The sequence below is a fragment of the Bauldia sp. genome (assembly GCF_965232525.1).
Lineage (GTDB): Bacteria > Pseudomonadota > Alphaproteobacteria > Rhizobiales > Kaistiaceae > Bauldia.
The window spans coordinates 3,635,490-3,660,288 of the sequence record NZ_OZ246980.1; the positions used below are offsets into that span (position 1 = coordinate 3,635,490).

The window sequence follows — 24,799 nt, forward strand, 5'->3', positions numbered from 1 at the left end:
GGCCCTGGGCGTTTGCGCTCACTGGCTTCGTCGCCGTTGTGCTTGGGGCCGGATATTTCGTGGCAACCGGGTATCTGGTGTTCCGCGACGATCTGTTGGCGGCATCGGTCGCGCGTCAGGTCCGTCTCCAGCAGGCATATGAGGATCGCATCGCCAGCCTACGGGCCGACATCGACCGGCTGACCAGCCGCCAGATGCTCAACCAGGAGGCGTTCGAGGTTCAGCTCAGCCAGCTGATCGGTCGTCAGGACGTACTCGACGCGCGGCAGGATGTTGTCGCCGGCCTGCGCGAAGCGGCCAGCAAAGCCGGTCTCCTACCCGGCGCCGCGACGCCGCTGCCGCGCCCGCGCCCGACGCTGGAGACCGATCCGATCACCACCGGCAGTATCGTTCCCAACGGCGAGGTGCGCCTCGCTACGGTGCTGCGTGGTCCCCGCTCGACCGACATATTGCCGCCGAAGCCACTGACCCCTGATCAGGTGGATGGGGTCGAATCATCACTTGATTCGATGGCCCGCAACCAGGTCGCTTACGTCGTCAACATGGCCGTCGACGTGAGCGAGCGGAACGTCAAGATCGCCGAGGTTCTCGAGGACCTTGGTCATATGCCGGCAGTTGATGTCGACGAGTCGGCAATGGGTGGGCCGCTCGAGCCGCTCCCCGTCAACATCGACCCCGACACCTTCGCCGTTAGTGCCGAGACAGTGGCCGAGATGGTCGAGGACTATGGCGTGCTGCGCCAGCGGGCGGTGCAGTTGCCGATCGCCAATCCGGTCCCGGGGGCGCGCACCACCAGCCGCTTCGGTATGCGTCGGGATCCCTTCACCCGCCGTCCAGCGATGCATTCCGGCATCGACTTCAAGGCAGTCCGCGGTCATCCGGTCCTTGCCACGGCCTCTGGCCGTGTCACCAAGGCCGCCCGCAACGGCGGCTACGGCTACATGATCGAGATCGACCACGGCCGCGGCATCAAGACCCGCTACGCCCATCTCAACAAGATGCTGGTGAAGCGCGGCGCCTATGTTTCGGCGGGCACGGTGATCGGGCAGGTCGGCAGCACCGGCCGCTCTACCGGACCGCATCTCCACTACGAGGTCCGAAAGGGCAGCAAGGCCACCAACCCACTCCCCTACATCCAGGCCGGGAACAAGCTACTCGACCTGCTTTAGGTCGCTGAGGAAGGTGCTGCCCTCGGACCCCGGGCGGCACGATAACAATCACGCTGTCGACGTCCTCTCCGACGAGACGTCACACGACGCTCAGCGACACATCCCCCAAGCCGTCAATCGCGATTGTCACCCGATCGCCAGCAGCAAGCCAGCGGGTCTCGACCAGGCTGCCGGTGAGCACGATGTCGCCCGCCCGGAGCAACTCGCCCCGCGCGGCGAAATTGTCTGCGAGCCAGGCGAGGGCGTTCAGCGGGTCGCCCATAACGTCGCGACCCACCCCGCGCCCCACCTCGGCGTCGTTGATGGTGGTGACTCCGACCAGGTCGCGGACGTCGAGCGGCGCCGGCACCGGACGCCCCAGCACGCAGCCGGCGGCGAAGAAATCGCCGGCGATCAGGGTCGGTGTGTCGGTCGTCCGCCAATCGGCATAGCGGTCGTCGACGATCTCGACCGCCGCCATGTACTCGGAAACGGCATCCGCAACTGTGGCGGCCGAGAACGGCGCCTCCGCCGCGCCCAGATCACGGCCGAGGCGCACCGCGATCTCGCATTCGACCCCGATACGCCGATAGTCGCCAGCGTTGAGGGTCACGCCACTGGCAAACGCACTGTTGGCAAAGACACCGGCCGCGCAGGGATTGGGGATGCCGAGATAGGTCTGCATCACCGGCGTGGTGCAGCCGATCTTGGTGCCAACCCGCCGCCCCAGTTCCGGCAGCCGCTCGTGGACCGCGTCCTGGACCGCATAGGCCTCCGCCTCGTTACGAGGGCGAATGGCGGCCGGCAGAACGGCCAGCGGTTCGGCCAACCGGCGAGCCGCGGCGATCCGGTCGGCGGCCGAAGCGATCCGGTCGGTCACGCCGCGGCAGCCGGCACGGACTCCGCAGCCGGCGCTCGCGTCGGCACCATCGCCCTCAGATTGGCAACAGCTAAGGCAAGCACCACCACGGCGCCGAGTTGATGAACGATCGCCAGGGAGATCGGCACGGCGGCAAGCACGTTGGCGACGCCGATCGCCGCCTGGGCAAGAACCGCGACCGCCAGCCAGCCGGCGAGCGCGGCATGCGCGGTGCCGCGGACCTGCCAGACGTGGACGAGCGCCGCGACCAGCAGCAGGTAACCGACCACCCGATGGTTGAAATGAACGGTGGCTGCGTTCTCGAAAAGGTTCAGCCACACCGGTTCCATGATCAGGAGCCCAGGCGGCACCAGGTGGCCGTTCATCAGCGGCCAGGTGTCCGACACCAGCCCGGCATCGAGACCGGCGACCAGGCCGCCGAGGAAAATCTGAACGAAGACCAGAGCTAGCACCAGAGCGGCACCGACCTTGAGCCCGCGCTGCGTTCCCGGCTCGATCCGCCGCAATCCGCCGGCCACCCACAGGACATAAGCAAAGATCGCGCAGGCGAGCGTCAGGTGGACGGCAAGCCGATACTGGCTCACGTCGGTGCGTTCGGTCAGACCGCTCGCCACCATCCACCAGCCGACGACGCCCTGCAGCCCACCGAGGATGAATATCGCCAACAGCTTCGGCGCAAGCTGCCGGCTGAGCCGACCCGTGACCCAGAACCAGACCAGCGGGACGATGAAGACCAAACCAATAAAGCGACCAAGGAAGCGGTGTCCCCATTCCCACCAGAAGATGGTCTTGAACGCTTCGAGACTCATCCCTTTGTTGATGAGCTGGTACTCGGGGATCTGCTTGTACTTGTCGAACTCCTCCTGCCACTCGGCTTCGCTCAGTGGCGGGATCACACCATGGATTGGCTGCCATTCGGTGATCGACAGACCGGAGTCGGTCAGTCGGGTGGCGCCGCCAACGACGACCATCACGACGATCAGGAGGGCAACGCAGATCAGCCACCAGTAGACTGGCCCCCGGCTTAGCTCCTGCCCTGCGTCAATATCGTGCGTGTTCACCGCGGTGGTCATGCTTGTGCTCCGCTCGGCATCGATATAGGCCATCGCGGCGACCGGCAACCAGGGACACGACGACGCGCGTCACGGCGCTTCCGCTATGCAGCAACGCACCCGAAAACTGATCGGTACCGTTATGCTCATGATCTTCGTGCCGGTTTATGCGCTGGTCGTGATGACTGTTGCCGCTGTCCGTCTGCAAGATTCATCGACCCTGGTCCAGACTGTTTTCTTCGCCATCACCGGCCTCGCCTGGATCGTTCCCGCCGGCGCGGTGATCTGGTGGATGCAACGTCCGGCCGGTGGCGGATCGGGCGACCGGCGCTGATCGATCGCCTACGCCGCCTCACCAGATCGAGTGTCTGGTTCGTTGGCGACCTCTGCCGCGGACGGGAACGCATCGGCGCTCAGCAACGATACAGGCACCGAGGAAACCGCCGTGATCCCGTCTACGACTTTGTCCGCACTGGAATCGAACGGGCCGTCAACGCTCACCACCACGGCCATGTCGGCCTCGGGCAGCAGGGCTTCCATGAGCCCCTCCGGCACGTCGAGAACCAAATAGTCGTAGGTTTGCACTAGTGCGGCGAAGACCGACGCAGCGGATGGCGCGGCGAAGTCCTCCCGCGCCGCGCGACGACGACCTGCCCGGATGATGTGAGCCCGCGAGAGCCGGTCGCGGGTGATGACCCCGGCAAACGACGCATCGCCAGCGATCAGGTCGGCAAATCCCGGCTCCGCGCCCTGCTCTCCTGCCACAACCGAGGCGGCGCGATCCTCCGGATGAAGATCGACTAGCATGGTGCGACGGTCGGTCCGTGCCAGCAGTCGTGCAAGCGCCGCCGCGATCGACGCCCGCTCGCCAGCTGCCGGTCCTGCAGTTACGACAAGGATACGGCGATGGCTGTTTGCCATCACGTCCTCGACCATACGGCTCAGCGTGTCTTCTGCGTCCTCACCGGCGGCGCGCGGCGCGAACGTCGGAAAATCCGGAGAGCGGCGTCGATCCGATCGACCATTGGCCACAATCGGGGAGCCGGCCGCTGGTGCGGCGTCAGTCCCGGTTCGCGGTGCTTCCCACGCCGACTTTCGGTCCGAGCGACTGCGGGTGCGGTGCCGAGCGGCCACGACCACCAGCGACAGCAACGCCGCGATCGCGGCGGCAAAAAGCGTCATCGGGACGACCCTAGGAAACACCGGCGCCACCGGAACCGCCGCGAAGGCAACGATCCGTGGAGCGCCGGGTATGGTCTCCCCGCGATCCGAGCCGCCCGCCAGCTGCGCGAGGCGCGCGCGGTGGATGTCGAGCCGTGTGCGCAGGTCCGCTGACTCCCGTTCGAGCGCGACAAGCGGCTCCGGCGCTGCAGTGCTCAAGCCGTCCGATCGCAAACGAGCGATCATCGTGTCGGTGCGATCCAGTTTCGCTTGGAGATCAGCGATTGCCGATCGTACCAGCGCAATCGCATCGGCGGTCGGTGCGGAGGCACTGGCTTGCCGCTCGGCGACATAGGTCTCGGCAACCGCGTCGGCGCCGCGAGCGGCCTCGGCCGGATCCGACGATGCGAAGTCGACAGCGACGACACGAGATTCATCGACCGGGTGAACGTCCAGACGGTTAGCAAAGGCCATGGTTGGCTCGTCAACAAACCCAAGCCACGAAAGAAACGTGCGAAACGAGTCCACCGGGGCGGCATCCGTCGCAAGCGGCGGTAGGGTCTCAGTCGTCACGATCCGCGCGAAGGCGGGTGAGCGGATGAAGGCGGCCTCCCGTAACGCCACCTGGCGATCAAGCACCGCCGCAGTCCGCGGGTCGGCATTGGGGTCGGCATCGTTTGCGGCGACCAGCACGCGCGCCTGGCCGACATAAGTGAGCGGGAGCGACGACAAGACAAGCCACATCACCGCGGCGACCGCGGCAACAATCACCAGAACAAGAGGAACCGACCGGGCCAGCGCTCGCGGCAACGAGGGCGTCCCGATCCCAGCGTCAGGTGCGGGCGGCGGCGGGGAACCGGTCATCCAGAGACTCGCCATACGGTGAGGCACCGATCATCGGCACCTGCCGTAAGCGCATGGTTAACGGTAAGGCGATAGCGCTTTACCGCACATTAACCATGGTGGGCCGATAGTTCGCGCGACCTTCGGTCAGTCAGCACCGAGCAGAGCATGACATTCGTCGACGTCCCCCGCGCCATGAGTATCGGCTATTGCCGTCCGACCGCTCGACGGCCAGCCGGCAACACAATTTCGCCGGTAGTGGTGATCGTCGCGGCGTGGACCCGGCTCCGCTCTCCTCGGCGCAACGCTCGACCGTGACGCGATTTCTTGATCAGTCGCTTGCCTCAGGTTTCCGGCTTGCGGTGGTGCGACGTCCTTGGCGACGCGCCCGCCGCATTTTGGCCGGCACGTTCTTGCGGGTATTTGGTAACCGCGTTGCCCGCTCCCTTATCGACTCGGCGCCAAGCCAACAGGACGGCCGCTTGAGCGCTTCGCCTATTGCGGCCGCGCGACTGGTTTGACACCCTCGGGCGGACAATAGGCCTCCCTCAGTGCCTCGATCACCAGTAGCACTTCAGGTCGGGTAATCCGGTAGTAGACGCTGGTGCCGACCCGCCGGGACTCGACCAGCCCGTCAGCACGCAGGCGCATGAGTTGTTGCGACATCGGCACCTGTTCGACGCCACCAAGATCGCAGCGCAACTCCGCGACCGTCTTTTCCTCCATGCCGAGCGCGCACAGCGCCAGCAGCCGCTGCGGGTGCGACAGGCTTCGCATGAGGTGGGCGGCCTGCTCCGCCGCGGGGATCATCTCTGCTACATTCATAATCTTGAAATTATATCCTTTGAATGTTATGTGCAAGCGCGCCGTCGATGATGGCGTGGCTAAACAATAAAACCACAGGGAGGCTGGCATGGCACGCATCGTGGTCCTCGGAGCCGGTTTGGGCGGCGTTATCATGGCCTATGAGATCAAGGACAAGATGAGCGCCGACGACGATCTCACGGTCGTCAATCTCGGTTCGACCTATTCGTTTGTCCCATCCAATCCATGGGTTGCGGTCGGCTGGCGTGACCGCGGAGCCGTCTCGGTCGACTTGGCGGCGACGTTTGCCAGGAAGGGTATCGCCCTGCGGCCTGAAGGGGCCAAACGCGTGCACCCCGAAGAGAACCGGATCGAGCTCACCGACGGCACCAGTGTCGACTATGACTATTTGATTATCGCGACCGGCCCTGACCTCGCCTTCGACGAAGTGGAGGGACTCGGCCCCGATGCCAACACTCAATCGATCTGCCATATCGACCACGCCGAGACGGCCAAACTCGCCTTCGACAAACTGGTCCGGAACCCCGGCCCGGTGATCGTCGGCGCCGTCCAGGGCGCATCGTGTTTCGGCCCGGCGTACGAATTCGCCTTCATTCTCGACACCGCCCTGCGACGCGCCAAGGTCCGCGACCAAGTTCCGATCACCTTCGTTACCCCCGAACCTTACATCGGTCATCTCGGCCTCGACGGGGTCGGCGACACGAAGGGCTTGCTCGAGAGTGCCATGCGCGAGCGGCACATCAAATGGATCACCAACGCCAAGGTCGACTCCATCGCAACCGACTCCATGGCGGTGACCGAGTTGACCGCCGACGGAGACACCAAGCAAGAACACACACTGCCCTTCGCTTATTCGATGCTGCTCCCCGCTTTCCGCGGCATACCCGCCGTGCACGGCATCGAGGCGCTGACCAATCCGCGCGGCTTCATCGTCATCGATAAGCATCAGCGCAATCCCACCTATCAGAACGTCTTCGGTATCGGCGTCTGCGTCGCCATCCCGCCGGTCGGCAAGACCCCGCTCCCGGTCGGCGTGCCGAAGACCGGCTTCATGATCGAATCGATGGTCACCGCAACAGCGAACAACATAGCCAGCCTGATGCGCGATGAGGCGCCGAGTGCGGTCGCGACGTGGAACGCGGTGTGTCTCGCCGATTTCGGCGACGAAGGGATCGCCTTCGTCGCGCAGCCGCAGATCCCGCCGCGCAACGTCAACTGGTCGTCGTCCGGCAAGTGGGTTCATGCCGCCAAGGTCGGCTTCGAGAGGTACTTCTTGCGCAAGGTCCGTCAAGGCAAGCCGGATACCTTCTACGAGAACCTCGTTCTCGACGTGCTTGGTATCAAGAAGCTCAAGGAGCTTCAGATCGAGCCTGCACAATAATTTCTAGTCGCCATGTGATGGAGTTCACAGCATGAACATCGACCGTGCCGTAATGGCCTTCGCTGGCCTCGTCATTCTCGTTTCGATGGCGCTCGGCTACACGGTTTCGCAGTATTCGTATGGCTTGGCGGTGTTTGCTGGGCTCAATCTCATACAAGCGTCCTTCACCGGCTTTTGCCCGGTTGCCATGTTCTTTCGTCGGCTCGGACTGAAGCCTGGGCGGGCGTTCGGCTGAAGGTCGGATCGCATTCGGCTCTGGAGCAAAATGTTGATGACTATCCGGCGCGCGATCATCGCAACCCTTCTCGTCGTTCCGTTCGCCACCGCGGGTGTTGCCGCGGAGTTCGAGGTAACCCCGATCGTGGTCGACGAAACCAAGGCCGTGTTCGGCCAGGTTGAAAGTCGCGATCCGGTTCCCGCCCGGGCCCGGATCGGCGGGACCGTTCGCGAAATCCGCGTCGATGAGGGCAGCGAGGTTGCGGAAGGCGATGTCATCGCCGTGATCGTCGACGAGAAGATCGCGCTTCAGCGGCAGGCAGCCGAGGCGACCATCCAGGCCCTCACCTCGCAACTTCGCAACGCCGAGACCGAGCTCGCCCGGTCCGAGCAACTGCTCGATCGCGGCACCGCGACGCAGACGCGCGTGGATCAGGCCCGCACCCAGGTCGAGGTGCTGACCAATCAGTTGGCCGCCGCCGAAGCCGAACGGGCGGTGATTGCCGTCCAGTCGACGGAAGGCGAAGTCGCCGCACCAGCCGCTGGCCGCGTTCTCCGCGTACCGGTGACTCAAGGCTCGGTCGTGCTGCCCGGCGAGGAGATCGCCCTGATCGCCGGTGGCGGCATGTTCCTGCGCCTCGCCCTGCCCGAACGTCATGCGGCCGAGATCGTCGAGGGCGCAACCGTTCTCGTTGGCGACCGGCGCGATCCGCTCGCGCCAAGCGCGGTCGAAACCGCTGACGCCGGCAAGCTCGTCAAGGTCTATCCCCAGATCGAGGACGGCCGCGTGCTCGCCGATGTCGAGATCGACGGGCTCGGCGGCTACTTCGTTGGTGAGCGCACGCGCGTCTGGATTCCGGTCGGCCGCCGCTCGGTGTTGGCCGTGCCGCCCGAAGCAATCGTCACCCGCCACGGCATCGACTACGTTCGTCTTGCCGACGACGATCGCCAGATCCCGGTCATTCTCGGACCGTCATTTGAGACCGAAGGCAAGCCGCGCGTCGAGGTCCTGACTGGTTTGATGGCGGGCGATCGGGTTCAGCTTCAATGAATCTCGGCATTGCCGGCCGCCTGACCGCCGCTTTCATCAATTCACCGCTGACGCCCCTCCTCCTGCTGGCGTCGCTGGCCCTCGGCCTTGTCGCGCTGATCACGCTGCCGCGCGAGGAGGAGCCGCAGATCTCGGTACCGATGGTCGACATCCACGTGCGCGCCGATGGCCTGCGTGCGGAGGATGCGGTGAAGCTGGTGACCGAGCCACTGGAAACCATCATCAAGAGCATCGACGGCGTCGAGCACGTCTACTCGCAAACCGAGGACGATCGCGCCGTCGTCACCGCCCGCTTCCTGGTCGGTACCAGCGCCGACGCCGCGATCCTGCGCGTCCATGAAAAGGTTCGCGCCAACTTCGACCGCATCCCCGTTGGCGTGCCGGAGCCCCTAATCGTCGGCCGCGGTATCGACGATGTCGCCATCGTTGTCGTCACACTGACCCCAAAGCCGGAAGCCGCGGCACGGTGGGGCGCCAATGGCCTCACCCGCCTCGCCCGCGAGCTGCAGGTCGAGGTGGCCAAGCTGCCGGACATCGGCCTCACCTACATCGTCGGCGCCCAGCCGGAGGAATTTCGGGTCGAGCCCGATCCGGAGCGGCTCTCCCTCTATGGGATCACGCTGCAGCAACTCGCCGCCAAGATCGAGGGCGCCAATCGGTCCTTCCTCGCCGGCAATGTTCGCGAGGACAGTCGGCAACTCGCGCTGATCGCCGGCGAGACGCTGCAGACCTTGCCCGAAATCGGCAACTTGCTGCTCACCGCCCGCGACGGCCGTCCGGTCTACGTCCGCGACGTCGCCGACGTGCGCCTCGTCACCGATCCGGAGGAAACCCGGGTCGCCGGCATCACCAAGGTAGGCGACACCCTGGAGCGGGTACCGGCGGTTTCGCTGGCGATTGCCAAGCGCCCCGGTACCAACGCAGTGGTGATCGCCGAGGAAATCGTCCACCGGCTCGACGCGGTCAGCGGAGCGATCTTCCCCGAAGACATCGCGATGACGATCACCCGTAACTACGGGGAATCCGCCGACGAGAAAGCCAACGAGCTGCTCTTCCATCTCGGGCTGGCAACAATTTCGATCGTCATCCTCGTCGCGGTGTCGATCGGCTGGCGCGCGGCGCTGGTCGTGGCGATCGTCATCCCGACCACGATCCTGCTGACGCTCTTCGCGGCGTGGATCATGGGCTACACCCTCAATCGGGTCAGCCTGTTCGCGCTAATCTTCTCCATCGGAATCCTGGTCGATGACGCCATTGTTGTCATCGAGAACATCGCCCGTCATTGGGCGATGAACGATGGGCGCAGTCGGACCAAAGCCGCGATCGAGGCGGTGGCTGAGGTCGGCAACCCGACGATCGTCGCCACCCTCACCGTTATCGCGGCGCTGTTGCCGATGCTGTTCGTCTCGGGGCTGATGGGACCGTATATGAGCCCGATCCCGGCGATCGCATCGGCGGCGATGCTATTTTCGTTCTTCGTTGCGGTGATGCTGACCCCGTGGCTGATGGTGCGCTTCGGCGGCAGTGGCGGTGGCCATCACGAAGGCCCGGGCTTGCTCGGCCGAATGTTCGTCGTCGTTGCCAGCCCGATCCTGAAAACGCGGTTTCGGTCCTGGACGTTTCTGTTGGTCGTCGGAGTCGCGACGATTGGATCCCTGGGCCTGTTCTACACCCAGGACGTCACGGTCAAGCTGCTGCCGTTCGACAACAAGACCGAGTTGCAGGTGGTCGTCGATCTGCCGGAAGGATCATCGGTCGAGGACACCGACCGGGTGCTGCAAGCCGCCGTCGCACGGCTCGCCGATATGCCGGAGGTGGTCTCCTTCCAGACCTATTCTGGTACTGCCGCGCCGTTCAACTTCAACGGGCTGGTCCGCCACTACTATCTGCGCGCCCTCCCCCATCAGGGCGACGTGCAGGTCAATCTGGCGTCGAAGGAACACCGCGATCGCACCAGCCACACGATCGCCCTTGACATGCGCGAGCGGCTTGACGGGCTTGCCATGCCCGAAGGAACCGCGATCAAGGTCGTCGAGCCGCCGCCGGGGCCGCCCGTTCTCGCAACGCTCCTCGCTGAAATCTACGGCCCCGATGCGGAGACACGGCGAACGATCGCCGCCAAGGTCCGCGAGGCGTTCGAGAGCGTGCCGTTCATCGTCGATGTCGACGACTCCTATGGCACCCCGCCGGAGCGACTCCGTGTCGTCATCGACCAGGACAGCCTCGAGTACCACAACGTCGAGCAGGGTGACGTCTACCAGACAATCAGCGCCTACTACGGTGGCGCCACGGTGGGCTATTCGCACCGCGGCGGCGAGCGCCAGCCGATCCCCATCACCGTGGGCCTCGACAAGGCCGACCGGATCCTCGACCAGCGGGCCCTGGCGACGCCGGTCCCCGCCAATGCGATTCCCGGCGGTCGCGGCATTGTCGAGCTCGGTGACGTCGTCCATGTGACCAGCGCACCCGCCTCTTATCCGATCTTCCGCCACAACGGACGGGCGGCGGAGATGGTTACGGCAGAGCTGGCCGGCACGTTCGAAGCACCGGTCTACGGCATGATCGCCGTCGCCCGCGCCATCGAGGAAGCCGACTGGGGCGATCTGCCCAAGCCCGAAATCGCGCTCCATGGCCAACCGGACGACGAGAGCCAGTCTACGTTGTTGTGGGATGGCGAATGGGAGGTCACCTGGGTGACCTTCCGCGACATGGGCGCCGCTTTCATGATCGCCATCCTCGGCATCTATATCCTGGTGGTCGCCCAATTCGGCTCGTTCAAGCTGCCGCTGGTGATCCTGACCCCGATCCCGCTCACCTTCATCGGCATCATGCTCGGGCACTGGTTGTTCGACGCGCCGTTCACCGCGACCTCGATGATCGGCTTCATCGCGCTTGCCGGCATCATCGTGCGGAACTCGATCCTGCTGGTGGACTTCGTCCGCCATGCGCGCACACCCGACCGCCCGCTCCGTGACGTGTTGCTCGAGGCAGGCGCTATCCGCTTCAAGCCGATCCTGCTGACAGCGCTGGCGGCGATGATCGGCGCGGCCGTGATCCTTGCCGACCCGATCTTCCAGGGCCTCGCGATCTCGCTGCTCTTCGGCCTCGCCTCATCGACGGCGCTGACCATCCTGGTCATCCCGGCGATCTACATCGCCCTACGCGGTGGTGGAAGGCCGCGCTCGATGGGTGCTCCTTCGTCCTCATCCTGATGGGCGGAGGCAGGAGCCCGAGCTTAGAAGGACGCGATCGAGGCTTGGCGGAGCAGGTCCCTGCGTGCTTCGAGGCTTCGTTTCGCGAAGCTCCTCTGCATGGGTGTTGGGGATGTTGGGGAGCCTGGGTCAGTGGCTAACCTGTGCCTCCTCCGCTCGTTCCCGCGAAGGCGGGAATCCAGACAACACTGGGATTGTTTGGCCGGACTGGGTCCCCGCTTCCGCGGGGACGAGTGTCCGGGTGTTACCGGAACAGCTCGAAAACCCATGCGGCGGCTGATGCCAAAACCGACGGCCCGACGTTCCCTCTATCGGCCTGGATAATCGGGCTAGTGTCCGCTCGACAGTACCACCCGCCTAAACCGCCAGGTAGTTCGCTCTGAGTTCCGCGTTGTCCAGGACGTGGTCGGCGCCGCCGGAGAAGACCACTTCGCCCATATCGAGGATGACCGCCCGGTCGGCGAGGTGTAACGCAGCAATGGCGTTCTGCTCGACGATCACCGTGGTGATGCCGTGCTCCTTGATTTCGGCGACGATCTTCTCGATCTCCTGAACGATCACCGGTGCGAGCCCCTCGTAAGGCTCGTCGAGCAACAGCAGCTTGATATCGCGCGCCAGCGCCCGTGCCACGGCCAGCATTTGCTGCTCGCCGCCTGAGAGTGTCGTCGCTTCCTGCTTGCGGCGTTCCGCCAGCCGCGGGAAATGGTTGTAAATCCGTTCCAGCGACCAGCCGATCGGCGGCGCCACCTGCGACAGTACGAGGTTCTCCTCGACGGTCAGGCCGCCAATGATCCGCCGGTCCTCCGGCACCAGTTGAATGCCAGACTGCGCCGCCTGATACGACTGCAGCGGGTGGATCGCCTTGCCGTCCAGGAAGATCTCGCCTTCCTTCAGCGCCGGATCGTCCATTCGGGCAATCGTGCGCAGGGTCGAGGTCTTGCCGGCGCCGTTGCGGCCGAGGAGCGCGAGAATTTCGCCTTCCTTGATCTCGAAGGACACGCCCTGGACGATGTAGCTCTCGCCGTAATACGCCTGGAGGTTCGAGCAGGAGAAGAACGCGCCGGCCTTGTCCGCCGCCGCGTCCACCGCTGCGATGTCCGTTCCGTCGGTCGCGGCCATTCCGAAGGGAGCCGTGGTGTCTGCCGTGAGGGTCACTCGTGCACTCCTCCGAGATAGGCTTCCTGAACGACCGGATCGCCGCGCACTTCTTCCGGCGACCCTTCGGCGATCACCCGCCCCTGGGCCAGCACCGTCACGGTGTCAGCGAGGCTGAACACCACATGCATGTCGTGCTCGATGATCACCTTGGTCATGCCGCGTGCCTTGAACTTCTTGAGAAGATCGATGGTGCGATTGGTGTCGAGGCGAGACATGCCGGCGGTCGGCTCGTCGAGCAGCAGAAGGCGCGGCTTCTGGACCAGGCACATGGCAAGCTCCAGCCGCCGCTTGTCCCCCCGCGACAGGCTCCCCGCCTCCTGGTCGCGGTGATCGAGAAGACCGACGTCCTCGAGTGCCTCGTCCGCGGCCTCCTTGAGATCGTCCTCCGCGTACATCGCCTTCCAGGCGTCGATCGCGAAGGCGCCGTCGCGCTTCGACAGCGCGGGGATAACGACATTGTCGAGCACCGAGAGGTCGGGGAAGATTTCAGGGGTCTGGAAGACCCGCGCCACGCCGAGCTGGTTAATGTCGTAGGGCGTCTGCCCGGTGAGGATCGTGCCGTCAAACACCACCGCGCCGGAGTCCGGCTTCAGCCGGCCGACGCAGACATTGAGCAATGTCGATTTCCCAGCACCGTTCGGGCCGATGATCGCGTGGGTCTTCCCCTCAGCGACCTGCAGGTCGATGTCGCTGAGCGCGTGAAGGCCACCGAAATGTTTGTCGACGTCGTCGACGTGAAGAACGATGTTTTCCATGACAACCTCCTACCCCGCCGTCTGCACTTTGCGGGCGGTGCGCGGCTGAGACGGCTTTCGAATCCACTTGCCGATTCGTTGGACACCTTCCATCACCCCGCCGGGCAGGAAGATGACGATCAGCATGAACAGGATGCCGAGGGTGAGATGCCAGCCTTCGCCGACGAACATCAGGCTGATCTCCACCGCCAGATGCTGAAGCGGCTCGGGCAGGAACGAAAACACCTGACCGAGCGAATTCTCGTTGAACGCGGAGAAGATGTTTTCGGCGTACTTGATGATGCCTGCGCCGAGCAGCGGTCCGATCAGCGTCCCGGCGCCGCCGAGAATGGTCATCAGCACGACCTCGCCGGACGCGGTCCATTGCATCCGCTCTGCACCAGCGAGCGGATCTGTCACTGCCAGCAGCCCACCGGCGAGGCCGGCATACATGCCGGAGATCACGAACGCAGCGAGCGTGTACGGCCGGGTGTTGTAGCCGGCGTAGTTCATGCGGTTCTGGTTTGACTTGATCGCCCTCAGCGCCAGGCCGAACGGCGAGCGGGTGATCTTCAGCGAAAGATAGAACGCGATGATCAGGAAGACGGCGCAGATGTAGAAGCCGTCAAAACCGATCGTGTCGATCCCGAACAGATCAGGCAGCGGGACGGCACCGGCGTCGCTGTCTCCGAAGGCGGCATCGAGGACGCGCGGATCGTCGCTCAAGACCCTCAGGCCGGTCTCGCCATTGGTGATCGGCGTCAGCACCGAGTAGGCCAGTTTGTAGGCCATCTGAGCAAAGGCAAGCGTCAGGATCGAGAAGTAGATGCCGGAGCGCCGCAGGCTGACATATCCGATGGCGAGCGCGAACACACCGGAGATCAGGATTGCAAGAATAACCGCCGGCAGCACATTCATCGACAACAGCTTGAACGACCAGACGGCGGCGTATGAACCGACCCCGAGAAACGCGGCGTGACCAAAGGACAGGTAGCCGGTCAACCCGAACAGGATGTTGAAGCCGATCGCGAAGATGCCGAAAATCGCGAACTTTTGGAGCAGGTCCGGGTAGCCGGCACCGATCGGCGCGAGCCACAACGGCATGGCGAGAACGACGACGGTGAATATCGCCATCAGGATCAGGTCGCCCTGGCGAGAGGATCTATCCATGGCTCACGACTCCATCACGCCGGCGCGGCCCATGAGCCCACGCGGCCGGACGAGCAGAATGACGACCGCGACCAGATAGATGATGATCTGATCGATGCCCGGGAAGATCGCCTTGATCTCGTTCATCGAGGCGAATGATTGGAGGATGCCGAGCAGGAAGCCGGCAACGACCGCACCGCCCAGCGAGCCCATACCACCGACCACGACGACGACGAATGACAGGACGAGGAAGTCCATGCCGATCGTGTAGTTGGGCGGGACGATCGGCGAGTACATGACTCCGGCGAGGCCCGCGACGATGGCTGCAATGCCGAACACGACCGTGAAGCGTCGCTGGATGTTGATGCCCAGCAATCCGACCGTATCGCGATCCCGCATGCCAGCACGGACCACCATGCCGTAGGTGGTGAACTGGAGGAAACCGAAAACGGCGGCAAGAATGATACCGGCGAACGCAAGATAAATGAGCCGCCACCACGGATAGACAACGCCGCTACCGAGTCCGAGCCAGACGCCGATATCGGCACTGCCGGCGACCGGCGGCGGCGCTTCCACAGGAATCGGATTGGCGCCGAACAGGATGCGGATGATCTCCTGGAGCACGATCGCCAGCCCGAAGGTCACCAGGATCTGCTCGGCGTGAGAGCGCTGGTAGAAGAAGCGGATGAGGCCTCGCTCCATAACCACGCCAACCAGCAGCATCACCGGTATCGCCAGCAGGATCGATATGGGCAGCGACCATTCGATGATCGTCGCGCCGACATCGCCGAACCAGATCTCCAGGTAAGGAACTTCCTTGAACGCGTCGAAGAACGTGACGCTCTCGTCCTTGACCTGCGCGGACAAGGTGAGAATCTGCTGCATGGCGACGGCGCAGAAAGCGCCGAGCATGAACAGCGCCCCGTGGGCAAAGTTAACGACACCCAGCGTGCCGAAAACCAGAGTGAGGCCGAGCGCAATCAGCGCATAGGCCCCGCCCTTGTCCAAACCGTTCAGGAACTGAAGAACCAGTGAGTCCAACATAGCCGCAGCCCCGCGTTGGCGTTGGTCTGGTCGGCGCTGATCACCGCGCCATCAAATATGGCCCGGTCGAACGAACGACCGGGCCGGTAGTCGTCAGGCCGTCGGAACGTAGGGCCCGAGTTCGCCGCCGAAGATCGCCGGGTCGTAGGTGACCTGATCGCGCGGCGCGATCTGGACGACCTCCAGCAGATCGAACTGGCTCGACGGCTCCGCCTTGCCGCGCACAACCAGCACGTCCTTGAAGCACTGATGGTCGGCGGCGCGATAAAGCGTCGGGCCGTTGCCCATGCCGTCAAACTCGAAGCCCTCGAGCGCTTTGATAACCTCCGGCGGATAGAAGGTGCCGGCGGTCTCGACGGCGTTGGCATAAAGCAGCGCCTGGACGTAGCAGGTATGCGCCGCCTGGGATGGCGGGAAGCCGTATTCGCCGCCGAACGACTTGACGAAGGTCTGGCTCGCCTCGTCGGTGAGCGACCAGTTCCAGTTGGTTGTACCGAGAATGCCACTGATCGCGTCACCGGCGCCTTGGGCCATGAGCCGCGAGAACAGCGGCACCACGACTTCGAAGTTCTTGCCGTTGGCCTGACGATCACGGAGGCCGAACTGCACGGCCTGGGTCAAAGAGTTGACCATGTCCTTGCCGTAGTGATTAAGGATCAGCACATCCGCGCCGGCATTCAGCACCGGAGTGATGTACTGCGAGAAGTCGCCGGCGCCGAGCGGTGTGCGCACCGCGGCCGCCGTCTGCCAACCAAGCGACTCCGTGGCGTTCTTGATCGACTCTTCCTGGGTCCATCCCCAGTTATAGTCGGCTGTCAGATGGTAGGCGATCCGCTCCTTGCCGTACTCTTCGGCGAGGATCGGTCCCAGCGCCTCGCCCGACATGTAGGCATTAAAGAAGTGCCGGAAGCCGTAGCGCCGTTTGTCCTTACCGGTGGTGTCGTTGGAGTGGGTCAGGCCCGACATGAAGATGATGCCCATCTCCTGGCAGAGCGACTGCACCGCGACGGCCACACCGGACGACGAGCCGCCGGTGATCATGATTGCACCGTCCTTCTCGATCATCCGCTTGGCGGATGCGCGAGCGGCGTCCGACTTGGTCTGTGTATCACCGGTCACGAACTCGACGCGCTTGCCGAGAATGCCGTTGCCCTTGAGGTTCGACGGCTTCATCGTATTCATCATGCCGCCATCGCCCTCACCGTTGAGGTGTTTGACGGCCAACTCGTAGGCGCGGAGTTCGTCCGCGCCCTCGTCGGCATAGGGGCCGGTCTGCGGCACGTTGAAGCCAAGGGTGATCGTCGGGCCGGACGTGTAAGCCGGGAAGTTCCCGATCGGCTGTTCCTCCGCCCAGGCGTTGCTGACGAAGTGCAGCGGGCCGACGCCGGTCAGGCTCAACGCGCCAAGCGCACCGGTAGAGGCGAGCGAGCCTTTCAGCAGAGCGCGTCGAGAGAAGTCCCTGGGGCGCCGTGTCTTGCGGTCTGTCATGCAATTTCTCCGAGCGTTTCCAACTTGATTCGGACGCGGGTCGATTCTTTTTCTCTTGCTTTCCCACGTTCGATATGGTTCCACCTATCTGTTAATCAGTCAACAACTCATTGATTTATAAGGATTATTTTGTAAAATTCTTGTTGTAAATTTTCTAACATTGTAAAAATGTGACTCGGAGGTAGATGAATGGCACGGGCACCTATTGGCCACAGAATCCGAAAGCGACGCCGCGAGCTGTCGCTCTCTCAGGTTGCCCTTGCCGCCCGGGTCGGCATTTCGCCGAGCTACCTCAATCTTATTGAGCACAACAAAAGATCGATCGGCGGAGCGATCCTCAACCGCATAGCAACTGCCCTCGATCTCAACGCCAGCGCCCTCGCAGGCACCGAGGAAGCCCGGCTCATCGCGGAACTCGGCGAAGTGGTCGCCGACTCGACACTTGCTGAACTGGAGATCGACGGGAGCGATGTCAGCGACGTTGTCGGAACATCGCCCAAGGCAGCGCGCGCAATCCTCGCGTTGTTTCGCGCCTATACGGAAGCGCGGCTTCGCTCGGATCTGATCGGCGAGCGCCTCGGCGAGGAGTCCTTTCTGGCCGAAGCGAGCCAAGAGATCCTGGCGCTAATCACAACGATCCGGTCCTACTCCGAGATCCTCAAGGACTATGGCGATCTGAGCGATGCCGAGCGCAGCAAGTTCGTCGACACACTGGTTGGCGAGAGCGAACGGCTGACCGGTCAGGCGGGCGATCTGTTCGATTTCCTGAGTGGCCGTGGCGCCCGCCGGCCACAGCCGTCACCGCGCGAGGCGATCGAAGACTTCATCTTCGATCACGCCAACTATTTTCCAGCGCTCGAGGACGCAGCCGAGGCGGTTGGCAGGGCACTCGGCTCAGGAGGTGACCCGTCCGCGGAGCGCCTCACACGCTATCTGGATGAACAGCACGGGCTCGATGTCGAGCGATCCGCCGACGACGAGCGGGAGCACCTCCATCTGGAAGAGGGGCGGTTTCAGCTACCGAAGACTCTTGGCCGGGCGAGTGTACGCTTCCGTCTGGCACGATTGATCGGCGAATTGGAGCACGGAGACATCATCGACGATCTCGCGCAGGACGCAGCCGCCGCAGCGCCAGCGTCAGCCGCGACGCTGCGCAGAGCATTGGCGAATTACTTCGCCGCAGCGCTGATCATGCCGTACGAGCTGTTCATCGAAACCGCAAACAGCACCCGGCACGACATTCGGTTGCTAGTGGCCCGTTTCGATTCCAGCTTCGAGCAAGTCTGTCATCGTCTCGCAACCTTGCGACGCCCCGGCACGGAGGGTGTTCCGATTCACTTCCTGCGGTCCGACATCGCTGGGAACATTTCCAAGCGGTTCAGCGCGTCCGGATTGCGGTTGCCGCGCTACGGCAGTGCCTGTCCCCGCTGGATCATCCACCGCGCTTTCGCAACGCCCGGACGGATCATCAGTCAGGTAGCGGCCCTGCCCGACGGTGAAGCCTATCTCTTCATCGCCTCCACCTGCATGCCGTCAGATGTCGACATGGACAGCCATCACGCGGTGATGATCGGCGCCAATATCGCAGACGCCCGAAAGTTTGTTTACGCCGACAGCTACGATCTCGACGATCTGGGGCACGCGACTCCGGTTGGCGTCACTTGCCGGCAGTGCCCTCGGGACGACTGCACCTACAGGGCATTCGAAAAGCTGGCGATGCCCGGGCTTGAAGCCGCGGCCCAGTGAGGTTTCCCTCGCCGGCGGCAGCTGCGCGTTTTCCGCCGGAACACCGAATCCACGCGCCCTCCCCCAAATGACAACTGGCTCAAAGGACAGTAGGATTATCCAGGAGGCGCCGGCAGAGCGCCAACCGAAGTGGTCGCCGCGACAAGCACAGCGGCCGGAATGGGGAAAACGTGGCCAGGGGAACGGTCCTCGTTGCCGAAGACGAGCGCAACCTCGCAGACGCGTTGTCATTCCTGATGCAGCGCGCCGGGCTTGAGGTGACGATTGCGCGCGACGGGCCGTCGACAGTGGCGACCGCTCAGCGGATCAGGCCGGACGTGATCGTGCTCGACATCATGCTCCCGGGCTTCGACGGGTTCGAAGTCGTTTCGACGCTCCGCGCCCAGGCCGACGGACACACCCCACGCATCATTATGCTGACGGCCAAAGGTCATGAGAAGGACAAGCGCAAGGCACTGGAGCTTGGAGTCGACGATTACGTTACCAAGCCATTCTCCAATCGCGACGTCGTCGAGCGCGTTCAGGCGCTGTTGTCGCAATGAGTCCCCGGTCCTCCCTCACCAGCAATCCGGAAAACCGGTGGACCGATCGCAGCCTCGTTCTGGCTCTTGCCGCGTTTGTCTTGCTGACGCCGCCGATCATCCTCGTCTTCAGCACGCCGGTTCTCGTTCTCGGTGTTCCCCTACTGCACGTGTATTGCTTTGGCGTCTGGCTGATAGCGATTGTCGCCGGCGCATATCTGTCGACCCGGCTTGACCCCGCTGAGCGGCCATCCGACGACCGCGTCCGGCCACCGCCGACTTAGGTCATGTTGAGCACGGCAACGATCGTTACCGTCTCGCTCGCATATCTCGGCGTGCTTTTCGCCATCGCCTGGTACAGCGACCGTAGCGCGGACCGCGGCCGAAGCTTGATCCGCTCGCCGGCGGTCTACACCCTCTCACTGGCGGTTTATTGCACGTCCTGGACATTCTACGGCGCGGTCGGCACCGCAGCCCGCCGTGGTCTCGAGTTCGTCACGATCTATACCGGCCCGACCATCGTCTTCCTCGGATGGTGGTTCCTGATCCGCAAGATCGCGCGCATCAGCAAGTCGCAGCGGATCATATCGATCGCCGATTTCATCGCCTCGCGTTACGGCAAGAGCGGCAGCCTCGCCATGCTGGTGACGGTGATCGCGATGATCGGCACGATGCCGTACATCGCCCTTCAGCTCAAAGCGGTGTCCACCAGCTTCGCCGTGCTGGTCACCTACGACGTCGATCCGGAAGCCGCGCTCACGCTCGCCAGCCCGCCCTCGGTGATCCTGACTGATGTCGCCTTCCTCACTGCCATCGGTATGGCTGTGTTCGCGATTCTGTTCGGCACCCGCCACCTCGACGCCAATGAACATCACGAAGGAATGGTTGCCGCAATCGCGTTCGAGTCCTGCGTCAAGCTCTTTGCGTTCCTGGCCGTGGGTTTCTTCGCCGTGTTCACGATCGGCGGCGGCCTGTCCGCAACTGCCGGCAGCGCGGCGGCGGCCGCGGGCTGGGACACGCTAACCGGCCTGCCGGAAGACGGGGCAGCGCGTTTCCTGACCATGACATTTCTGTCGATGGCAGCCATCGTCTGCCTCCCCCGCCAGTTCCACATCACCATCGTCGAGAATGTCGACGAGCGACACCTGGCGACGGCGTCCTGGCTGTTTCCGGCCTACCTGTTCCTGATGAGCCTGTTCGTGCTGCCGATCGCGGCGGCCGGGCTCGGCCTTCTGCCGGCAGCGGCCAACCCGGATTTCTACGTGCTCACGGTGCCGATGACCCAAGGGCAGAACGGATTGGCATTGCTGGCGTTCATCGGCGGACTCTCATCCGCGACCGCGATGGTCATCGTCGCGGCGATCGCGCTGTCGACTATGATCTGCAACGACCTGGTGATGCCGGTTCTGCTGCGTATTCGTTGGCTGCGCCTCGACGAACGGGGCAACCTCTCCCGGCTGCTGCTGACGATCCGCAGGATCGCGATCTTTGCCATTCTGCTTCTCGGTTTCGCCTACTACCGCCTGACCGGCGAGAGCGGACCGCTCGCCCAGATCGGTCTCGTGTCCTTTGCGGTGGCGGCCCAGTTTTTGCCCGCCATCGTCGGCGGATTGTTCTGGAAGAACGCCACCCGCATCGGCGCCCTGACCGGCCTCTCCCTCGGCTTCCTGACATGGGCCTACACCATGTTGCTGCCGCTGCTGGCGCGGAGCGGATTATTGAACCAGGCCATTCTTGAGACCGGACCATGGGGGATCGCCGCCCTGCGACCGGAGGCATTGTTCGGCCTGACCGGCTGGGACCCCCTCACCCATGCCCTGTTCTGGAGCATGGCGGCCAATATCGGTGGCTACGTCGTCGTGTCGCTGTTCTCGCGCCAGGACACGCTCGAGCGGATCCAGGCCGCCATCTTCGTCGACGTGTTTCGCCGCCCGCCCGCCGAGGCGTTAGTCTGGCGCCGCTCGGCAGCCGTTGAGGAACTGCATGCGCTGCTGGAGCGTTTCGTCGGGTCCGAGCGGGCCGAACAGGCCTTTCGCGCCTACGCAGCGGAGCACGGCCGTCGGATCGGTGACATGCCCGAGGCTGACGCCGAACTGATCGCTTTTGTCGAGCGGCTGATTGCCGGCAGCGTCGGCGCCGCTTCGGCACGCGGCATGGTCGCGTCGATCGCCAAGGGCGACCTTCTCGGCTTTGAAGAAGTGATGGCGATCCTGGAGGAGACCCACCAGGCCATTGTCCACAGCCGCGAACTGGAGCAGAAGTCGCGCGAACTGGAAGCGACGGCACAGGAGCTGACGCGGGCAAACGCCCAACTCAAGGAACTCGACCGGCTGAAGGACGATTTCCTCTCCACCGTCAGTCACGAGTTGCGGACACCGCTGACCTCGATCCGCACCTACTCGGAGATCCTCAGCGACCACGACGTCTCCGATGACGAGAGCGAACGCTTCCTGGCCATCATCGGCAGCGAGACGAAGCGGCTGACCCGGCTGCTCGACACCATCCTCGACCTCACGCGGCTGGAACAGGGTCAGGCCGAGTGGCGGATGGCCAACGACGTCGATCCAAGCGCCATTCTTGAGGACGCGGTGGCCGCGACCGGTGGCCTTTTCCGCGACCGATCGATGTCGGTATCGATCCAGCCGGCACGGGCGCCGGTCCACGCCGACAGGGATCGCCTGATGCAGGTGTTCATCAACCTGCTCTCCAACGCCGCGAAGTTCGCTGACACCAGCGACGGGCAGGTGTCGGTCGCCGGACGGCCCGATCGGGACGGCTACCTAGTCGAAGTGACCGATAACGGCGAAGGCGTCAGTCCGGAGGACCGCGAATTGATCTTCGAGAAATTCGCCAAGGCCCGAATCCGCAATACCGGGCGACCATCGGGCAGCGGCCTCGGCCTGACGATTTCGCGGCACATCGTGGAGCACCATCACGGTCGCATCTGGACCGAAACGCCGAAAGCCGGCGGTGCTCGTTTCTGCGTGTACCTCCCGTCGGCGGACGGCAAGGACATTCCAGCGACGCCAGCCCTGGCCACCGAGGCCGCGAAATGAACCCTCCCGCAGCTAGTTGCGCGGGATCAAGTAACCTGGCCGGACCGGCGATAACATGCCGAGCATGTTCAATCGGAGCACATGACGATGGGTGAGTACGCGGACACCTACAATCGCTGGCGCGACGACCCGATTGGCTTCTGGGCCGAGGCGGCGAACACCCTCGATTGGGAAACGAAGTGGCGCACCCCGTTCAATCCCGACATGGGGGTCTACGGTCGCTGGTTCCCTGGTGCACAATGCAACACCTGCCACAACGCGCTCGATCGGCACGTTGCCGAAGGGCGCGGGGATCAGCCGGCAGTCATCTACGACAGCCCCGTCACCGGGGCCAAGCAGCGCATCAGTTACATCGAACTGCTCGACGACGTGGCAACGTTCGCTGCTGTGCTCGCCGACAAAGGTGTCAGCCGCGGAGACCGGGTGATCATCTACATGCCGATGATCCCGGAAGCTCTGGTCGCCATGCTGGCGACAGCGCGTCTCGGCGCGATTCACTCCGTCGTCTTCGGCGGTTTCGCTGCCCACGAACTCGCGACCCGCATCGACGATGCCGAACCAGCGCTGATCGTCACCGCATCGTGCGGCATCGAACCCGCCCGGATCGTCCCCTACCTGCCCCTGGCGGCAGATGCGATCGAGCAGGCGCACCACAAGCCGGAGGCCATCATCGTCGTTCAGCGGGACCAGCAGCCCGCGGAACTCACCGCCGGTCGCGACCACGACTACGCCGCGCTGATGGAGGCCGCACGCAAGGCCAACCGGTCCGAAGACTGTGTCTGGGTCGACGCCACCGATCCGCTCTACATCCTCTACACCTCTGGTACGACCGGCCGTCCGAAGGGCGTCGTCCGCGATCACGGCGGCCATATGATCGCGCTCGATTGGTCGATGACCAATATCTACGGGGTCGAACCCGGCGAGGTGTATTGGGCGGCGTCGGATATCGGCTGGGTGGTCGGCCATTCGTACATTGTCTACGCCCCACTCATCCATGGCTGCACGACGGTGCTCTATGAAGGCAAGCCGGTCGGCACGCCAGACGCCGGCGCTTTCTGGCGTGTGGTCGAGGAACACGGGGTCTCGGTGCTGTTCACCGCCCCGACGGCGCTGCGCGCTATCAAGAAGGACGATCCCGAAGGCCAGTTGGTCGACGACTACGATCTGTCCAGCCTGCGGGCGCTTTTCCTCGCCGGCGAGCGCGCGGACCCGGAGTCGGTGAAGTGGGCGGAAGATCAACTGTCGGTCCCGGTGATCGATCACTGGTGGCAGACAGAAACCGGCTGGGCGATCGGCGCCAATCCACTCGGGCTTGAGCCGCTACCGGTGAAGCGTGGCTCACCGACCGTCGCGATGCCCGGCTACGACGTGCGGATTCTCGACGATGCCGGCCATCAGGTCGGACACGGAACCCTCGGCAACATCGTCATCAAGCTGCCGCTGCCGCCCGGCGCGCTTCCCACGCTGTGGCGCAACGACGAGCGGTTTCAGACCAACTACCTGTCAGAGTTCCCCGGCTACTACCAGAGCGCCGACGCCGGCTACATCGACAGCGACGGATACCTTTTCATCATGGGCCGCACCGATGACATCATCAACGTCGCTGGACACCGGCTGTCCACCGGGGGGATGGAGGAAGTCGTCGCCAGTCATGCGGCCGTTGCCGAGTGCGCCGTCGTTGGTGCCGCAGACGGCCTTAAGGGACAACTTCCCCTCGGTTTCGTCGTGCTCAAGGCGGGCGTTTCCGAGGAGCCGGAAACGATCCAACGCGACATCGTTGCGCTGGTGCGCGAACAAATCGGACCAGTCGCGGCATTCAAGACGGTGTTGGTCGTCACCCGGTTGCCGAAAACCCGCTCCGGCAAAATCTTACGCGGCACGATGCGCCAGATCGCCGACGGCGAGAGCTATCGTATGCCGGCGACAATCGACGATCCGGCTGCCCTCGACGAAATTGCTGCCGTTCTTCGGGATCGCTGACCAGAAAACTCACAAAATGTCGGCCGGCGATCGCGATTTATGTGGCCGGCGACTGCTGCCCGCCCACCGCGGTAACGCCCTCGATCGCCGCCGTTGACAATACCAGCCGTCGGCCTAATACTGGTATAATCAGTAGTCCATTACATTAGGTGAG

At 63.9% G+C, this 24,799-nt stretch carries 20 protein-coding genes; 11 read left to right on the plus strand and 9 right to left on the minus strand.

Annotation, left to right across the window (positions count from 1 at the left end; all coding sequences use genetic code 11):
• The first annotated feature begins 59 nt into the window (after window positions 1–59).
• Window positions 60–1,169 carry a M23 family metallopeptidase gene (locus ACO076_RS17255; RefSeq protein WP_421724055.1) on the plus strand — a complete coding sequence of 370 codons (1,110 nt, stop codon included), beginning with the start codon at window positions 60–62 and terminating at the stop codon, window positions 1,167–1,169.
• 79 nt (window positions 1,170–1,248) lie between these two features.
• Here ACO076_RS17255 and ACO076_RS17260 read toward each other — a convergent pair whose 3' ends face one another.
• Together ACO076_RS17260 and ACO076_RS17265 are read right to left on the minus strand one after the other, a co-directional pair.
• Window positions 1,249–2,028, minus strand: a complete 780-nt coding sequence (locus tag ACO076_RS17260; protein ID WP_421724056.1) for a 2-keto-4-pentenoate hydratase — start codon at window positions 2,026–2,028, stop codon at window positions 1,249–1,251.
• Window positions 2,025–3,101, minus strand: coding sequence for a COX15/CtaA family protein (locus tag ACO076_RS17265; protein ID WP_421724057.1), 1,077 nt, complete (start codon window positions 3,099–3,101; stop codon window positions 2,025–2,027). The genes ACO076_RS17260 and ACO076_RS17265 overlap by 4 nt, the downstream gene beginning before the upstream one ends.
• Before the next feature lie 85 nt (window positions 3,102–3,186).
• Between ACO076_RS17265 and ACO076_RS17270 the strand changes: the two genes are divergently transcribed.
• On the plus strand, window positions 3,187–3,414 hold the full coding sequence (locus ACO076_RS17270; protein ID WP_421724058.1) for a DUF2842 domain-containing protein: 228 nt from the start codon (window positions 3,187–3,189) through the stop codon (window positions 3,412–3,414).
• 8 nt (window positions 3,415–3,422) lie between these two features.
• Here the strand turns inward: ACO076_RS17270 and ACO076_RS17275 are convergent, their stop codons facing one another.
• A complete protein-coding gene (locus ACO076_RS17275) occupies window positions 3,423–5,105 on the minus strand; it encodes a hypothetical protein (protein WP_421724059.1) in 1,683 nt (560 codons plus the stop codon).
• A gap of 474 nt (window positions 5,106–5,579) precedes the next feature.
• Window positions 5,580–5,909 (minus strand): ArsR/SmtB family transcription factor, encoded by a 330-nt coding sequence (locus ACO076_RS17280; protein WP_421724060.1) that lies wholly within the window; start codon window positions 5,907–5,909, stop codon window positions 5,580–5,582.
• A gap of 88 nt (window positions 5,910–5,997) precedes the next feature.
• Between ACO076_RS17280 and ACO076_RS17285 the strand changes: the two genes are divergently transcribed.
• Genes ACO076_RS17285 through ACO076_RS17300 form a run of 4 tightly spaced genes read left to right on the plus strand, consistent with a single transcriptional unit; the run spans window position 5,998 to window position 11,769 of the window.
• Window positions 5,998–7,290 (plus strand): NAD(P)/FAD-dependent oxidoreductase, encoded by a 1,293-nt coding sequence (locus ACO076_RS17285; RefSeq protein ID WP_421724061.1) that lies wholly within the window; start codon window positions 5,998–6,000, stop codon window positions 7,288–7,290.
• A gap of 31 nt (window positions 7,291–7,321) precedes the next feature.
• Window positions 7,322–7,525, plus strand: coding sequence for a YgaP family membrane protein (locus ACO076_RS17290; RefSeq protein ID WP_421724062.1), 204 nt, complete (start codon window positions 7,322–7,324; stop codon window positions 7,523–7,525).
• A 36-nt stretch (window positions 7,526–7,561) separates the two neighbouring features.
• Window positions 7,562–8,557, plus strand: coding sequence for an efflux RND transporter periplasmic adaptor subunit (locus tag ACO076_RS17295; protein ID WP_421724063.1), 996 nt, complete (start codon window positions 7,562–7,564; stop codon window positions 8,555–8,557).
• Window positions 8,554–11,769, plus strand: a complete 3,216-nt coding sequence (locus ACO076_RS17300; protein ID WP_421724064.1) for an efflux RND transporter permease subunit — start codon at window positions 8,554–8,556, stop codon at window positions 11,767–11,769. The genes ACO076_RS17295 and ACO076_RS17300 overlap by 4 nt, the downstream gene beginning before the upstream one ends.
• A gap of 357 nt (window positions 11,770–12,126) precedes the next feature.
• On the opposite strand, the gene ACO076_RS17305 is transcribed toward ACO076_RS17300, so the two are convergent.
• The 5 genes from ACO076_RS17305 to ACO076_RS17325 all read right to left on the minus strand — a co-directional run bounded on the left by ACO076_RS17305 (window position 12,127) and on the right by ACO076_RS17325 (window position 17,342).
• A complete protein-coding gene (locus ACO076_RS17305) occupies window positions 12,127–12,888 on the minus strand; it encodes an ABC transporter ATP-binding protein (RefSeq protein ID WP_421726764.1) in 762 nt (253 codons plus the stop codon).
• A gap of 32 nt (window positions 12,889–12,920) precedes the next feature.
• On the minus strand, window positions 12,921–13,682 hold the full coding sequence (locus ACO076_RS17310) for an ABC transporter ATP-binding protein (protein ID WP_421724065.1): 762 nt from the start codon (window positions 13,680–13,682) through the stop codon (window positions 12,921–12,923).
• Between the two features lie 9 nt (window positions 13,683–13,691).
• Window positions 13,692–14,831, minus strand: a complete 1,140-nt coding sequence (locus tag ACO076_RS17315) for a branched-chain amino acid ABC transporter permease (RefSeq protein WP_421724066.1) — start codon at window positions 14,829–14,831, stop codon at window positions 13,692–13,694.
• A 3-nt stretch (window positions 14,832–14,834) separates the two neighbouring features.
• Window positions 14,835–15,851, minus strand: coding sequence for a branched-chain amino acid ABC transporter permease (locus tag ACO076_RS17320; RefSeq protein ID WP_421726765.1), 1,017 nt, complete (start codon window positions 15,849–15,851; stop codon window positions 14,835–14,837).
• A gap of 96 nt (window positions 15,852–15,947) precedes the next feature.
• Window positions 15,948–17,342 carry a substrate-binding protein gene (locus tag ACO076_RS17325; RefSeq protein ID WP_421724067.1) on the minus strand — a complete coding sequence of 465 codons (1,395 nt, stop codon included), beginning with the start codon at window positions 17,340–17,342 and terminating at the stop codon, window positions 15,948–15,950.
• 189 nt (window positions 17,343–17,531) lie between these two features.
• On the opposite strand from ACO076_RS17325, the gene ACO076_RS17330 reads away from it, so the two are divergent.
• From ACO076_RS17330 to ACO076_RS17350, 5 genes are all read left to right on the plus strand, one after another.
• Window positions 17,532–19,088: a helix-turn-helix domain-containing protein gene (locus tag ACO076_RS17330; RefSeq protein ID WP_421724068.1), complete on the plus strand. Its 1,557-nt coding sequence runs from the start codon at window positions 17,532–17,534 to the stop codon at window positions 19,086–19,088.
• A 170-nt stretch (window positions 19,089–19,258) separates the two neighbouring features.
• On the plus strand, window positions 19,259–19,630 hold the full coding sequence (locus ACO076_RS17335) for a response regulator transcription factor (RefSeq protein ID WP_421724069.1): 372 nt from the start codon (window positions 19,259–19,261) through the stop codon (window positions 19,628–19,630).
• Window positions 19,627–19,893 carry a hypothetical protein gene (locus tag ACO076_RS17340; protein WP_421724070.1) on the plus strand — a complete coding sequence of 89 codons (267 nt, stop codon included), beginning with the start codon at window positions 19,627–19,629 and terminating at the stop codon, window positions 19,891–19,893. Before ACO076_RS17335 ends, ACO076_RS17340 begins: the two co-directional genes overlap by 4 nt.
• Window positions 19,894–19,896: 3 nt before the next feature.
• Window positions 19,897–22,665: an ATP-binding protein gene (locus tag ACO076_RS17345; RefSeq protein WP_421724071.1), complete on the plus strand. Its 2,769-nt coding sequence runs from the start codon at window positions 19,897–19,899 to the stop codon at window positions 22,663–22,665.
• A gap of 81 nt (window positions 22,666–22,746) precedes the next feature.
• Entirely contained in the window at window positions 22,747–24,645 is a 1,899-nt protein-coding gene (locus ACO076_RS17350; protein WP_421724072.1) for a propionyl-CoA synthetase, read from the plus strand.
• Window positions 24,646–24,799 lie beyond the last annotated feature (154 nt).

What these genes read in the sequence shown, in the direction of transcription:
- ACO076_RS17345 (WP_421724071.1), top strand. Translation starts at nt 19,897, where the DNA reads ATGTTGAGCACGGCAACGATCGTTACCGTCTCGCTCGCATATCTCGGC.
- ACO076_RS17295 (WP_421724063.1), top strand. Translation starts at nt 7,562, where the DNA reads ATGACTATCCGGCGCGCGATCATCGCAACCCTTCTCGTCGTTCCGTTC.
- ACO076_RS17270 (WP_421724058.1), top strand. Translation starts at nt 3,187, where the DNA reads ATGCAGCAACGCACCCGAAAACTGATCGGTACCGTTATGCTCATGATC.
- ACO076_RS17300 (WP_421724064.1), top strand. Translation starts at nt 8,554, where the DNA reads ATGAATCTCGGCATTGCCGGCCGCCTGACCGCCGCTTTCATCAATTCA.
- ACO076_RS17285 (WP_421724061.1), top strand. Translation starts at nt 5,998, where the DNA reads ATGGCACGCATCGTGGTCCTCGGAGCCGGTTTGGGCGGCGTTATCATG.
- ACO076_RS17350 (WP_421724072.1), top strand. Translation starts at nt 22,747, where the DNA reads ATGACGATGGGTGAGTACGCGGACACCTACAATCGCTGGCGCGACGAC.
- ACO076_RS17275 (WP_421724059.1), bottom strand. Translation starts at nt 5,105, where the DNA reads ATGACCGGTTCCCCGCCGCCGCCCGCACCTGACGCTGGGATCGGGACG.
- ACO076_RS17315 (WP_421724066.1), bottom strand. Translation starts at nt 14,831, where the DNA reads ATGGATAGATCCTCTCGCCAGGGCGACCTGATCCTGATGGCGATATTC.
- ACO076_RS17290 (WP_421724062.1), top strand. Translation starts at nt 7,322, where the DNA reads ATGAACATCGACCGTGCCGTAATGGCCTTCGCTGGCCTCGTCATTCTC.
- ACO076_RS17330 (WP_421724068.1), top strand. Translation starts at nt 17,532, where the DNA reads ATGGCACGGGCACCTATTGGCCACAGAATCCGAAAGCGACGCCGCGAG.
- ACO076_RS17305 (WP_421726764.1), bottom strand. Translation starts at nt 12,888, where the DNA reads ATGGCCGCGACCGACGGAACGGACATCGCAGCGGTGGACGCGGCGGCG.
- ACO076_RS17280 (WP_421724060.1), bottom strand. Translation starts at nt 5,909, where the DNA reads ATGAATGTAGCAGAGATGATCCCCGCGGCGGAGCAGGCCGCCCACCTC.
- ACO076_RS17310 (WP_421724065.1), bottom strand. Translation starts at nt 13,682, where the DNA reads ATGGAAAACATCGTTCTTCACGTCGACGACGTCGACAAACATTTCGGT.
- ACO076_RS17340 (WP_421724070.1), top strand. Translation starts at nt 19,627, where the DNA reads ATGAGTCCCCGGTCCTCCCTCACCAGCAATCCGGAAAACCGGTGGACC.
- ACO076_RS17265 (WP_421724057.1), bottom strand. Translation starts at nt 3,101, where the DNA reads ATGACCACCGCGGTGAACACGCACGATATTGACGCAGGGCAGGAGCTA.
- ACO076_RS17325 (WP_421724067.1), bottom strand. Translation starts at nt 17,342, where the DNA reads ATGACAGACCGCAAGACACGGCGCCCCAGGGACTTCTCTCGACGCGCT.